We start from the raw sequence: 11,988 nt of genomic DNA on the forward strand, positions 1-11,988 counted from the left end.
CTTTGAGTTACAAGCCATCCATGGCGCTGAGGGCTTTACCCAAGCGCACAAGCCCCTGACAGCAGTCCATGCGATCGAGATGGACTTCAATGAAAGACAGGCGATCGCTATTTGCCAGAGCCTTATCCAAGGCTATCTCTAACTCCCCTTCCGTGCGTACTTCACAACTCCAACTATCACCAAATACTTCCGCTAGGCGATGATACTTCCAAGGTTGAATGTCGTTATAGGGACCTTCATGAATGACGCGCTCGACGGTGTAGCCGTCATTGTTAATTAAGAAAATAATGGGATTTAGTCCGTACCTAATTATGGTTGATATCTCTTGACAGGTCATTTGAAACGCGCCATCCCCAATGAATGCAACTACGCGACGATCTGGAGACGCTAGTGCCGCTCCCAAACACGCAGGTGTAGCATAGCCAATTGAGGTGTAGAACGCTTGAGCGATGAAGTCATTGTTACTATGCATGACCAGATCGATAGTGGCAACGAGAGCATCGCCTGTCTCCGCGATCGCAATGGAATTATCTGCGAGGAAATGATTCATGCGCTCGTAAAAGCGGATATTGGATATTTTGCGCTCTGGTTCTGGAGTAAAACTGGCGGAGAGAAGCGAGGAGGCGGGTTTGATATCAAGCGATTCGTATGGCTTGTGCTGTAACTTTACCGTTAAGGCATCGACAAAATCCCCCAGACAGACAGGGCTGTAGTGATGGTATTTGATTCTGACCTTGTCGGAGTTAGCATTGATTAACTTGTTTTCATCCAGGTGAGCAGTAAAGCCACCTAAATTCATATCCGACATCAGGGCACCCAAGCATAAAATACAGTCCGCTTCTTCCACTCGTTGCCTGACATAGTCGCGACTCAGCGCTCCGGCATAATTGCCAATAAATTGGGGATGCATCTCAGAAATGATGGATTTGCCCAAAATTGTAGTAGCAATGGGATAGCCCGATCGCTCTAGCAATCGCGATAGTTTCGATTCGATATTAAATCGATGAAATTCGATCCCAGCAAAGATGACCGGACGCTCCGCCACTGATAGTAGCGATACGGCTTCTTCTACAGCTTCTTTGAGGGCGTGAGAGTTGCTGGTGGGAATGTCCGGGATATCTATCGAAACTAAAGGCATACAGGGTTGATGCACCATGTCCGCCGGGACTTCGATATATACGGGTCGTTTGTAACGCAGACAAGCAGCGATCGCGCTGTCGATTTGGGCGGCTGCCTGGCTGGGGTTAGAGATCGTTACTGCAGCCACGGTGACGTTACTGAAAATGGCGTGTTGCAGTTTGTAATCGCCAGTGGTGTGATGCATGAGTAGGTGATGATGGCGCTGTGACGTGTGGGGCGCGCCACTAATGACGATGAGGGGCACCAATTCGGCGTAGGCTCCTACTACGGCATTCAGCAAACTCAGGCCACCCACATCGTAGGTAACGCAGACAGCCCCCACCCCATTTAGTCGGGCGTAAGCATCCGCTGCATAGCCAGCATTGAGTTCGTTACAAGTACCGATTATTTGTAAGGAATTTTCCAGGAACACATCCATCAGCCCCAACACGTAGTCGCCAGGTATGCCAAAGATATGCTTAACCCCAACTGCAGCAAGACGCTGCGCTAAATATTCACCCACCGTTACCCCATGCACCTCAGACATAAGTAACCGCTCCTGCATTAGTTTGAGTAAATCTATGCCTCGATCTTAGCTAGATTCATCGTGGGTTGGGCATTTGAGCTAGTTCAACCCATAGGTTTTTGGTCGTTTCATACACAAAACTTAATGAATAAAAAATAGACAGCAGCGATCGCGGCACAGTAACCTAGAGTTCATTAATTGTAATTTTGCATAAATTATCCATAAACAAACAAAGGAAAGCTTATGGCAATTCAACGCGGATCTAAGGTTCGTATTTTGCGGAAAGAATCCTACTGGTACCGCGATGTTGGTACCGTGGCCTCCGTAGACAAAAGCGGCATTATCTATCCCGTAATCGTACGCTTTGACAAAGTCAACTATTCCAACGTTGCCACTAACAACTTCGCCATTGACGAAGTTGAAGAGGTAAGCTAAGGGGTTCGCGCATAGATGGCTGAATTTAGACTTCTAAATTATATAGCTACCTATGCCTGAGTTACCTGAGGTTGAAACGATTCGGATCGGACTAGATCGAACAACAATTGGCCGACAAATCGAAGGTGGAGAAGTATTGTTGCCCCGCACGATCGCCCACCCCGAAGAGTCGGCTAATTTTGTGTCTGCGCTCACCGGCCAGGCATTTGTGGAATGGCAGCGGCGCGGTAAGTATTTACTGGCAAAACTAAGCGATCGCAGCTATCTAGGCGTACACCTGCGCATGACAGGTCGCATGTTATGGCTAGATCGGAGCGCGCCAGTCCACAAGCACACGCGCGTAAGGCTATTTTGCGGCGATTGGGAATTGCGATTTGACGATCAGCGCACGTTCGGACAAATGTGGTGGGTGCCGCCCAGGACGAAAGTAGAAAAGATTATTACAGGTTTGCAAAGTTTGGGGGTCGAACCGTTTGACCCAAAATTTACCCCCGCTTATTTAGCTGCAAAATTGAGCAAGAGCGAGCGTCCCATTAAAAACGCTTTACTCGATCAGGCGATCGTGGCAGGTATCGGCAATATTTACGCCGACGAGTCTCTGTTTCTCAGCAATATTCATCCACAGTACCCAGCGCGACAGTTACAAGCTACTCAGATCGCGGCACTGCATGCTGCGATTATCAAGGTATTAAGCGATGGCATCACGAATGGCGGCAGCACGTTTAGCAACTTCCAGGATGTCACGGGCAGTAAAGGGAACTATATCGATATGGCATGGGTATTTCGTCGTACTGACCAGGCTTGTAAGGTATGCGGCACGGCGATCGCGCGGATTAAATTAGCGGGGCGATCGTCGCATTTTTGTCCCCACTGTCAACCGCAATTTCTTCCCTAGATCGATCCTCGAACTATTTTCTTCCGCGCTTTCTATTGGAAAGCTTTGCCAAAGTTGCTCTCCACAAAATAGAGAAAAATGCTGCCGACATAACTGACATAGCTATGAAAAATATAAAATAAACAGCAAAAGATATCCAAGCACCTGACGTAAAAGCTACGACTATAGCAACAACTGCTCCGTAAGCATATATCCATGCTAGACTACCAAAACATATCCAAGCCAAAATCAAAACCCACCATGGGAATCGACCTCTAACCAAACCTCTAAACACTCGACCTATAAGCTCGATCTGGCCTATGGGTTCGTAGCCAGATGGAACTCTATCGTATTCTACTGGTCTAGAATTGGGAGGGACTTCATTGGAAGGTTTGCCTTTATCCAGATCGTAGTCTGGTAGGAGCCGATCAGAATCATCTCTTCTGGTCATTTGCGCCTCCAGGATATTAGATACCTGACTTAAAGATTATAGCCGCAGTTTAGCCTTGGTGTATTGACGCTGTCAATGGATGCGTTAGCGATTTGCGTAACGCATCCTAGGCAGCTAAACTACTAATCTCGATCGATACATTTCGTACATCATCAAGCTGCCCGCGATCGCTAAGTTCAGTGAGTCTGCCGTACCCACCATTGGAATTCGCACGAGTTGCTGGCAAAACTGGCGCTGCGCTTGAGTTAAACCTCGCCGCTCTTCTCCTAGAAAGAGTAAAGTAGGATGCGGATACTGTAACTGATGCATATCCATCGTGCCATCGGGCGAAGCGCCGATTACGGCGCACTGGTGCCGCTCTCCCCATGCCTGCAAAGTTGAAAGATTCGTACGTACGAACACCTGTCGAAATACGGCACCCATCGATGCTCGTACCACATCCAGCGCAAAGGGATCTATGCGATTTCCAATCAGGATAAATCCCGCTCCTCCAAATGCCTCGGAAGTGCGGATCAAAGTGCCTAAATTACCAGGCGATCGCACTGTTTCCAGAACCACCCAGCACAAGCCAGATTGTGGCGAGATTTCCGCTAGCCTTGACCAGGGCTGGATCGCGATCGCGGCAATTCCCGAAGCCCGCTCTGCTCTGGACATTTGGCGAAATTGTTCGGGTGTCAGAGGTAGGCAAGGTACGCCGGAACGTCGCGCTTGTCGCACCTGCTTTCTGGCGATTGGTGCCGTCAGCAGCTTTTCGCTATACAAAATTTGAGATATCTTTAAGTGATTGTCGATCGCCCAGATGAAGTTCCGTACACCTTCAATATAGAACGATTGACTGGCATCGCGGTAAGCGCGATCGCATTGTAGTTTTTGAATTTCAGCTAATAGATCGTTTCGAGAAGTTTTTTCATGAATCATCCTCCTTGCGAGCAACCTGGCTCGCAGCGTATTGGACACGCACACGATCCTAGCACGTCCAAGATCTCGTGCGCTTAGAGGTAATGCTAAAATTGGGGCATTAAGTTTCACCAAAGATTCTCTATGAGTTTTCAACTACTAGAAAAATCTCAAATTCAGCCGATCGCAGAGCAGCGGGTAGTCCTTGAGGGCGTAAGCTGGCAGCAATACGAATCCCTGTTGGCAACCTTAGGAGATGAATTTCCAGGCTTAAGATTGTCCTACCTAGAAGGTACATTAGAAATCATGACTACTTCTGCCGAGCATGAAGAATTAAAAACCATCATAGCTATGTTGATGGAAACCTACTTTCAAGTAACACGCACGCGGTTTCATGGCATAGGAGCGGCAACGTTTCGCAAGGTTGCGAAGCAAAGAGGTTTAGAGCCTGATGAATGCTACTGTTTGGCGCAGAAAAAGGAATTCCCAGATATCGCGATCGAAGTAGTTTTGAGTAGCGGCTCTGTGGATAAACTGGAAATTTACCGAGGGCTAGAAGTACCAGAGGTATGGTTTTGGCAGAATGGTCGATTTGCGATTTATCACCTGCGATCGCACGGTTATGAATTAGTCAACCAGAGCGAGCTTTTACCAGATTTAGATCTGGCTTTGCTATCTAGCTACGTCAGACCAGCTGAGCAATTTGATGCTGTAATGGAATATCGCACCGCACTCCAAACTAGCCAAACTGATGGCTGAGAAAGGCTTTTGTCAGTGAGATTGCCTGCTCTGGACTGGAAGCGATCGCTACATCCCCCGCACCCAGCTTTTGCCAAAAGTCATTGCCGTCACCAGTTTCGTTAAGCAAAATTACTTTTTTCCCAGCTCTGAGGGCGAGGGCAACCTCCGATGCCGTACCCGCGCTCATCCCACACGCAATTACCACATCGCTGGACAGCACGTTGATATTATTGCGGGCGCTACCCATGCCCGTGACAATCGCAAGATCGATGTTCTCAGACATCCCTCGGCGATCGGCTCCAGGTAAAATCCCAATCGTAAACCCACCGGCTGACTTTGCTCCTTCATTCACCGCTGCCATCACGCCTAGATTTAGCCCACCAGATAAGATCGCCCATTGTTCCTGCGCGATTAACTTCCCTAGCTCGTAGGCATGGCACAGATCGGCTTCAGTGGCACTCGCGCCCGGGCCCATCACCCCGATCGTAATTTTAGGCATAGCATTGATTATGTTTGATGTGCTTAGTGCATAAGGGTTTTAGAAGCTATTAGCTGTTAGCTAAATAGCTACTCAACTGCGTATTTATGACTATTAGGATGCTAGTATGTTAAAGAATAGCAATATTAGTTAACAAAAGATTAATTATGCCACGCTCTGCTTTTACCAAAAACGAACAAGGAATCATGAACAACTGGGCGATCGAGCCTAAGATGTATGTCGATCAGGGAGAAGAGCGGTTTGGCCTGACCGAATATGCGGAAGTAGTTAACGGTCGCCTAGCAATGGTAGGCATAGTTGGCTTGATTGTATTGGAATTTATTACAGGCAAAGGTTTTTTAGCTCTGCTCGGTTTCTAAATTTGGCAGTGGCACTGATGCCATGGAAATCTTCTTAGATGTTTTGGTGCTGCTCTGAGTTTCGAGACTAGAATAGTTGAGATCGCCTTAAGGTATAGATCTGCAAACTTTTCTAGGGGGCTGCAACGCCAAGCACGAACATGAGCGACCAAATTCAAGACCGACCGATTAGCCGCGTGGGTAGATCGCCCTGGCGCAATTTATCGCTAGTTGCCACTGGTGGGTTTATTGCCGTTCTGACATTTTCTCTAGTCGGTCTGTGGCGCGTGGGCGATCGCTTTTTTGCCGAGATGGCATCGATGTTTAGCTTCAAAATATCCTCGGCGGAAGTAGATTTGCGCCCGATCGTAATCCAGCAAATACGCGGGGCTAGCGAGCTAACCACGTCGATCTTCGTGATGGAAACAGTGGTGCCTACTCGTCAAAGTTTGCTTTTGGGTAGCGTACCGCTAGGAACGACAAAGCTGCTCTATATCGCACATGGCGAGGTGAGAGCGGGGGTAGATTTGAGCGCGATCGCGCCGCAAGACGTAACCGTAACTCCGAACAGCATTACGATCGCCCTGCCACCGCCTAAAATTTTAGACAGCAAGATCGATGTCAAGCGCTCCAGCGTGTACGAGTACGATCGCGGCTTTTTAGGTCTAGGGCCGGATGTGGGTCCCAATTTACAGACCCTTGCCCAGCAAGAAACCCTTCGTCGGATTGAGAAAGCTGCTTGCGATAACGGCATTTTGACTGCAGCAAATCAAAGAGCAGAGCTTGTGGTGAGTCAGTTAGTAAAGCTAACAGGTGATGCTAAAGTCACGGTCAAAACGCAAGCACCCACGGCGGGGTCATGTTCCTGAGGATATAGTCGCTAGGCGGGAACGCAACCAGCTAAAATAGCTTTTGTAGTCTTAAGTTTCTAAATTACGGGCATGAAAGACCTCGATCTCGAAAAAACAATTGACAAGCTCAATGAGATTATGGAGTTCGAGTTGTCGGGGGTAGTGCGCTACACGCATTATTCCTTGATGATTACTGGCCCTAATCGCATTCCCATCGTCACTTTTTTTAAAGCGCAGGCAAACGAGTCTTTACTCCATGCTCAGCTAGTTGGCGAAATTCTCACTGGTCTTGAGGGGCATCCCAGCCTCCGCATAACCCCTCTCGAAGAAACTAATACCCACTCTGTCAAGGCGATTTTGTCTGAGAGCTTATATCACGAGCGTCAGGCAGTACGTTTTTACAAAGAATTACTAGAAATCGTCCAGGATCGCAGTGTTTATCTCGAAGAGTTTGCCCGCAGCATGATCGGTAAAGAAGAGTTGCATAACCTGGAACTAAGGAAAATGCTCCGGGATTTTGGGGGCTGAACCGAACTTTAGCCACCAAAATAACTTAATTCGTCCACAACTAAGAAATTAAACTAATGACGGTTCGCGTTCGCATTGCCCCTAGCCCCACTGGTAATCTCCATATCGGCACGGCTCGAACAGCCCTATTTAACTGGCTGTATGCCCGTCGTCATGGCGGAAAATTCATTTTGCGTATCGAGGATACAGATCGCGAGCGATCGCGGGATGAATACACGCAAAATATCCTGAGCGGCTTAGCCTGGTTAGGTATTGACTTTGATGAGGGACCTTTTTATCAAACCCAACGCCTGGAACATTACAAAGAGGCGGTTCGTGCATTGCTGGATCGGGGTTTAGCTTACTTCTGCTATGCCAGTGCCGAAGAGCTAGAACAAATGCGAGCGGAGCAGAAAGCCAAGAAACAGGCTCCCCGCTACGATAATCGCCATCGCAACTTGACCTCCGAACAGCAGGCAGCGTACGTGGCAGAAGGTCGCCGACCCGTAGTGCGCTTCAAGATCGAGGAGCCGCGTGAAGTGACATGGCATGACATGGTACGCGGTGAGGTGACGTGGAATACCCGCGATCTGGGCGGCGATATGGTCATTGCCAGAACTGACGACCAGGGACAGGTTTCTCTACCGCTGTATAACTTTGCGGTCGTGATCGACGATATCGAAATGGATATCACCCATGTGATTAGAGGTGAAGATCACATTGCCAATACTGCCAAACAAATCTTGCTATATGAAGCAATGGGCGCAAGTATGCCAGAGTTTGCCCATTTGCCTCTAATCCTGAATAAGGATGGAGCTAAGATTTCCAAGCGCGACGGTGCCACATCTGTAGATGAATTCCGTGCTATGGGATACATACCTGAAGCATTTAATAACTACATGGTTTTATTGGGTTGGTCTAAGCCTGATGCCCAGGATATCTTTACCATGCAGGATGCAGCCCCCTTATTCGGCTTCGATCGCGTCAACAAAGCGGGCGCGAGATTTGACTGGGATAAGCTCAACTGGCTTAACAGTCAATACCTGCACGATATGCCCGTGGAGGATTTGTGCGATCGCCTGATTCCCTTTTGGCAGCAGGCAGGTTTCAATCGCGAGGTTGACTTTGCGGCAGAACGCGGTTGGCTATTGGAACTGGTAACGCTAATTGCCCCCAGCTTAACTCGTCTCACCGATGCCGTGGAGATGACACGCTTTTTATTCGAGTCCGAACTTAAATTTACGGATGCCGCGATCGCGGCTTTGCAACCGGAAGCGGTGAAGCCAGTCATTACAGCGCTATTGGGGCAGCTTAAAGATACTCCCGTACTGACTGCTGATGCCGCAAATAGCCTGATTCAAACGGTGACCAAATTGCAAAATGTCAAAAAAGGTATGGTGATGAAGCCATTGCGCTGCGCGCTTACCGGCGACGTTCGCGGCCCAGAGTTAATTCCATCATTCCTGTTATTACACCAACGCGGTTTGGCGATACCGCGCCTACAGCAAGCCTTGTCAATAACGTAGTTAAACGGATCGGGTAAATATGGACGCAAAACACGATGAAGTTAAACAAATTGCCTCGCAATTGCTAGCTGGGATGCTTGCCAATCCGCATATATATCCCAATATCAGCGATGAGGGAGGTAGAGGACAGCTAGAGCAAAATCTGATAGTTGTAGCGCTGGAGATGGCTGAAAGCTTAATCGAGCATGTTGAGAGCAAACATCAGCATTGAACGAATCTTTACGGTTAGCCTGCACGGTCGATACTAGGCCTTGGGGTATTCCCCGTACTTGAAGTCTGCCTGCGCGGACTTCAAGTACAAGGGGGTAATTAAACAGGATTTGGTATTACCAGTATTCTGTTGCCAATTGCTCGTCCAGGGTTTTGTCGGGTAGCTCGGGTGATTTGGCGGGTTCTTTAGCTGGCGCGTCTAGTGGGTTTTTCACTGGCGGCTTGTCTGCTGGTGGTTTTGGAGCTGTTGTGCCGCTATGTACGACTACAGGCGTGCCTACTGAAGCCCAATTAAATAACCATTTGGCATGGTCTAGCGCTACGTTCGTACAGCCATGGCTGACGGGCGTACCAAAATTACGATGCCAATAAGCTCCGTGGATGGCATAGCTGCCAGAGTAATACATGGTATTTGGTACGTCGGGTACGTCGTAGTCAGCTCCTTGCATCCTCGCGATCGATTGCTTTGTTTGAATGGCAAACGTACCGACTGGTGTTTCGTGTCCGGGCTTACCCGTAGATACAATCACAGCATATACGGGTTTATCGCCTTCCCAGGCAATTAAACGCTGCGAACCCAGTCTGATCTCGATCCATTTCTTATCTGATACCATTAGTTCTTTCATTGCCCGAGCAATCGTGTCAGACGGCTTGGATGGCTCGGCGATCGCGGGTATAACGCTGCTGAAGCTGGCTAAAAGGGCTGCCGTAGTGGCAAGCCCCCACCGCAGCAATAACGAGCCAGTAAAAATGGCTTTCATGGATCGACTTCTCCTCAGTTTATGTCAAAAGCTTCCTACCTCTATTTTGCGCAAAAATCGTTGGTAAATGTCAGAAATTTCAAGAAATCTCAATAAAAAGCCATGAAAGTTAAAGTGGGTTATGTTGCAACTGTGAGTCAAAACGTTACAGTAAGAGACTTGTAGACCATAACACCACATTTGTTAGAATTTCGTGGTGAGCTAGAGGCATTATTCGTAAATTAAGGAAAGTTCAACGTGAGTAAATTTAGTGCGATCGAGTCTATTAAGGCCCAGGAAATTCTCGATTCGAGGGGACGACCCACGATTGAAGCTGAGGTACGACTAGCTGGAGGTGCCATAGGCTTAGCCCAGGTTCCTAGTGGTGCTTCTACAGGTAGCTTTGAAGCCCATGAGTTGCGTGATGGCGAAAAGAGTCGCTACGGTGGCAAGGGCGTGCTAAAGGCGGTACGCAATGTCACGGAAAAGATTTTGCCAGAGCTGGTCGGTATGGACGCGCTCAACCAGGAAGCAATCGATCGCGTCATGATCCACCGCGATGGTTCGCCCAATAAATCCAATCTGGGCGCAAATGCCATTTTGGGCGTTTCTTTAGCTACAGCTAAAGCAGCAGCAGCAGCGGTGGGGTTACCCCTCTATCGCTATTTGGGCGGGCCGCTGGCTAACGTTCTACCAGTACCCTTGATGAACGTCCTGAATGGCGGTGCCCATGCCGATAACAATGTCGATATTCAGGAGTTTATGATCGTGCCCAGCGGTGCGCCTAGCTTTAGGGAAGCTCTGCGTTACGGGGCAGAGGTATTTACCGCCCTGCAATCCGTATTGCATGAAAAAGGACTGGTAACCAGCGTTGGTGATGAAGGTGGTTTTGCGCCGAACCTGGAATCCAATCAGGCAGCACTGGAATTATTGGTAGATGCGATCGCCAAGGCTGGCTATACACCGGGCAAAGATATCAGTTTGGCTCTGGATGTGGCATCAAACGAGTTATTTAACAACGGCAACTATACGTTTGATGGCAAGTCGCACTCTGCCTCTGCCACGATCGCCTATTACGAGCAGGCGATCGCCAAATACCCGATTGTATCGATCGAAGATGGCCTGCAAGAGGAAGACTGGGAAAATTGGCAAACCATGACCGGGAAGCTTACCAATACGCAGCTTGTCGGTGACGATCTATTCGTCACGAATAAGGAGCGTTTGGATCGAGGCATCCGTGAAGGCTGTGCCAATGCCATTCTGATTAAGCTCAATCAAATCGGCAGTCTTACGGAAACCCTAGAAGCGATCGCTACGGCGGACAGAAACAGCTATCGTTCTGTAATCAGCCATCGCTCTGGCGAAACTGAGGATACTACGATTGCAGATCTGGCTGTGGCGACGCGGGCAGGGCAAATCAAAACCGGATCGCTTTGCCGCAGCGAGCGCGTTGCTAAATACAATCGCTTGCTTCGCATTGAAGCGGAATTGGGCAGTCAGGCGGTTTATGCCGGTGCGGTTGGTCTAGGCCCGACTAAATAGTTCGATATCCCATCAAGAATTTGCGCGTATCATGCCTCCGCCTTGCTTAGATTGCGCTCCTCCTGACCTGTGCGCGATCGTGCTGGCGGGGGGGCGAAGTTCTCGTATGGGTCAAGATAAGGCTCTGATACCGATTAATGGCATTCCCTTACTGCAACGTACGTGCGATGTAGCAGCAGCCTGTTGCGATCGCGCGTACGTTGTTACAGGGCGATCGCAAGATTATCAACATCTGCCATTAGCACGGCAATGCCAATTTCTGAGCGAATCCAATCCAGAGGGGCCACTGGTTGGTTTTTACGTTGGTTTGCGCCAATTAGATACGCAAGCAGTCTTAACCAACTGCGATTGGATACTCTTACTTGCCTGCGATTTACCTAATCTACAAGCGAGCGAATTGCAAAGGTGGGCGAGTCAACTGCCCCAGCTATCAGAGACCGTAATGGCGTATCTTCCCAAATATTCTGCTTCTGGCACCAATCCATCCCATAAACAATGGGAACCGCTGTGTGGATTTTATCGTCGGGACTGTTTGCCTAGCCTCAAGGGATTTATCGCCGATGGTGGCAGGTCGTTTCAGCGATGGCTAGATCGCATTCAGGTTGCCGAAATTCTCAACGTAAATCCACTCGTACTATTTAACTGCAATACACCTCAAGATTTCTCAGAACTATAGCGGTTTTCAAATGAAAACGAGAAGGGGGGTTGGGGGCGTTGCCCCCAAGAAGGGGT

General features: G+C 48.8%; 14 protein-coding genes and 1 pseudogene. 10 read left to right on the forward strand and 5 right to left on the reverse strand.

What is annotated here, in order from left to right:
* Positions 1-7: 7 nt before the first annotated feature.
* Positions 8-1,666, reverse strand: coding sequence for an alpha-keto acid decarboxylase family protein (locus PSE6802_RS0106855; protein ID WP_026103121.1), 1,659 nt, complete (start codon positions 1,664-1,666; stop codon positions 8-10).
* Between the two features lie 222 nt (positions 1,667-1,888).
* On the opposite strand from PSE6802_RS0106855, the gene PSE6802_RS0106860 reads away from it, so the two are divergent.
* Together PSE6802_RS0106860 and PSE6802_RS0106865 are read left to right on the forward strand one after the other, a co-directional pair.
* Positions 1,889-2,080, forward strand: a complete 192-nt coding sequence (locus tag PSE6802_RS0106860; RefSeq protein ID WP_019499312.1) for a photosystem I reaction center subunit IV — start codon at positions 1,889-1,891, stop codon at positions 2,078-2,080.
* Between the two features lie 52 nt (positions 2,081-2,132).
* Positions 2,133-2,975, forward strand: coding sequence for a DNA-formamidopyrimidine glycosylase (locus PSE6802_RS0106865; protein ID WP_019499313.1), 843 nt, complete (start codon positions 2,133-2,135; stop codon positions 2,973-2,975).
* A gap of 13 nt (positions 2,976-2,988) precedes the next feature.
* Here PSE6802_RS0106865 and PSE6802_RS0106870 read toward each other — a convergent pair whose 3' ends face one another.
* A complete protein-coding gene (locus tag PSE6802_RS0106870; RefSeq protein WP_019499314.1) occupies positions 2,989-3,405 on the reverse strand; it encodes a hypothetical protein in 417 nt (138 codons plus the stop codon).
* Positions 3,406-3,519: 114 nt separating this feature from the next.
* A complete protein-coding gene (locus PSE6802_RS0106875) occupies positions 3,520-4,323 on the reverse strand; it encodes a TrmH family RNA methyltransferase (RefSeq protein WP_019499315.1) in 804 nt (267 codons plus the stop codon).
* Between the two features lie 123 nt (positions 4,324-4,446).
* Here PSE6802_RS0106875 and PSE6802_RS0106880 point away from each other — a divergent pair, with 123 nt between their 5' ends.
* The gene (locus PSE6802_RS0106880) at positions 4,447-5,061 is read left to right on the forward strand and encodes a Uma2 family endonuclease (RefSeq protein WP_019499316.1); all 615 of its coding nucleotides are present in this window, start codon (positions 4,447-4,449) and stop codon (positions 5,059-5,061) included.
* Here PSE6802_RS0106880 and PSE6802_RS0106885 read toward each other — a convergent pair.
* On the reverse strand, positions 5,042-5,542 hold the full coding sequence (locus PSE6802_RS0106885; RefSeq protein ID WP_019499317.1) for an SLOG cluster 4 domain-containing protein: 501 nt from the start codon (positions 5,540-5,542) through the stop codon (positions 5,042-5,044). The genes PSE6802_RS0106880 and PSE6802_RS0106885 overlap by 20 nt on opposite strands.
* Before the next feature lie 146 nt (positions 5,543-5,688).
* Here PSE6802_RS0106885 and PSE6802_RS0106890 point away from each other — a divergent pair, with 146 nt between their 5' ends.
* The 5 genes from PSE6802_RS0106890 (at position 5,689) to PSE6802_RS0106910 (ending at position 8,975) form a co-directional block, all read left to right on the forward strand.
* Positions 5,689-5,901 (forward strand): chlorophyll a/b-binding protein, encoded by a 213-nt coding sequence (locus PSE6802_RS0106890; protein WP_019499318.1) that lies wholly within the window; start codon positions 5,689-5,691, stop codon positions 5,899-5,901.
* A gap of 140 nt (positions 5,902-6,041) precedes the next feature.
* The gene (locus tag PSE6802_RS0106895; RefSeq protein ID WP_019499319.1) at positions 6,042-6,749 is read left to right on the forward strand and encodes a DUF4230 domain-containing protein; all 708 of its coding nucleotides are present in this window, start codon (positions 6,042-6,044) and stop codon (positions 6,747-6,749) included.
* 72 nt (positions 6,750-6,821) lie between these two features.
* A complete protein-coding gene (locus PSE6802_RS0106900) occupies positions 6,822-7,259 on the forward strand; it encodes a ferritin-like domain-containing protein (protein ID WP_019499320.1) in 438 nt (145 codons plus the stop codon).
* Positions 7,260-7,315: 56 nt separating this feature from the next.
* On the forward strand, positions 7,316-8,764 hold the full coding sequence (gltX, locus tag PSE6802_RS0106905) for a glutamate--tRNA ligase (protein WP_019499321.1): 1,449 nt from the start codon (positions 7,316-7,318) through the stop codon (positions 8,762-8,764).
* A gap of 19 nt (positions 8,765-8,783) precedes the next feature.
* Positions 8,784-8,975, forward strand: a complete 192-nt coding sequence (locus PSE6802_RS0106910; RefSeq protein WP_019499322.1) for a hypothetical protein — start codon at positions 8,784-8,786, stop codon at positions 8,973-8,975.
* 256 nt (positions 8,976-9,231) lie between these two features.
* Here the strand turns inward: PSE6802_RS0106910 and PSE6802_RS28090 are convergent.
* A pseudogene (locus PSE6802_RS28090) lies at positions 9,232-9,735 on the reverse strand (L,D-transpeptidase); the annotation flags it as partial.
* A gap of 237 nt (positions 9,736-9,972) precedes the next feature.
* On the opposite strand from PSE6802_RS28090, the gene eno reads away from it, so the two are divergent.
* Positions 9,973-11,256, forward strand: a complete 1,284-nt coding sequence (eno, locus tag PSE6802_RS0106920) for a phosphopyruvate hydratase (protein WP_019499324.1) — start codon at positions 9,973-9,975, stop codon at positions 11,254-11,256.
* A gap of 31 nt (positions 11,257-11,287) precedes the next feature.
* On the forward strand, positions 11,288-11,932 hold the full coding sequence (locus PSE6802_RS0106925; RefSeq protein WP_036945579.1) for a molybdenum cofactor guanylyltransferase: 645 nt from the start codon (positions 11,288-11,290) through the stop codon (positions 11,930-11,932).
* Positions 11,933-11,988 lie beyond the last annotated feature (56 nt).

Source organism: Pseudanabaena sp. PCC 6802 (assembly GCF_000332175.1).
GTDB lineage: Bacteria > Cyanobacteriota > Cyanobacteriia > Pseudanabaenales > Pseudanabaenaceae > PCC-6802.

Excerpts from the sequence above, each read along its gene's own strand:
- PSE6802_RS0106855 (WP_026103121.1), bottom strand. The coding sequence starts at position 1,666 with ATGTCTGAGGTGCATGGGGTAACGGTGGGTGAATATTTAGCGCAGCGT.
- PSE6802_RS0106860 (WP_019499312.1), top strand. The coding sequence starts at position 1,889 with ATGGCAATTCAACGCGGATCTAAGGTTCGTATTTTGCGGAAAGAATCC.
- PSE6802_RS0106865 (WP_019499313.1), top strand. The coding sequence starts at position 2,133 with ATGCCTGAGTTACCTGAGGTTGAAACGATTCGGATCGGACTAGATCGA.
- PSE6802_RS0106870 (WP_019499314.1), bottom strand. The coding sequence starts at position 3,405 with ATGACCAGAAGAGATGATTCTGATCGGCTCCTACCAGACTACGATCTG.
- PSE6802_RS0106875 (WP_019499315.1), bottom strand. The coding sequence starts at position 4,323 with ATGATTCATGAAAAAACTTCTCGAAACGATCTATTAGCTGAAATTCAA.
- PSE6802_RS0106880 (WP_019499316.1), top strand. The coding sequence starts at position 4,447 with ATGAGTTTTCAACTACTAGAAAAATCTCAAATTCAGCCGATCGCAGAG.
- PSE6802_RS0106885 (WP_019499317.1), bottom strand. The coding sequence starts at position 5,542 with ATGCCTAAAATTACGATCGGGGTGATGGGCCCGGGCGCGAGTGCCACT.
- PSE6802_RS0106890 (WP_019499318.1), top strand. The coding sequence starts at position 5,689 with ATGCCACGCTCTGCTTTTACCAAAAACGAACAAGGAATCATGAACAAC.
- PSE6802_RS0106895 (WP_019499319.1), top strand. The coding sequence starts at position 6,042 with ATGAGCGACCAAATTCAAGACCGACCGATTAGCCGCGTGGGTAGATCG.
- PSE6802_RS0106900 (WP_019499320.1), top strand. The coding sequence starts at position 6,822 with ATGAAAGACCTCGATCTCGAAAAAACAATTGACAAGCTCAATGAGATT.
- gltX (WP_019499321.1), top strand. The coding sequence starts at position 7,316 with ATGACGGTTCGCGTTCGCATTGCCCCTAGCCCCACTGGTAATCTCCAT.
- PSE6802_RS0106910 (WP_019499322.1), top strand. The coding sequence starts at position 8,784 with ATGGACGCAAAACACGATGAAGTTAAACAAATTGCCTCGCAATTGCTA.
- PSE6802_RS0106925 (WP_036945579.1), top strand. The coding sequence starts at position 11,288 with ATGCCTCCGCCTTGCTTAGATTGCGCTCCTCCTGACCTGTGCGCGATC.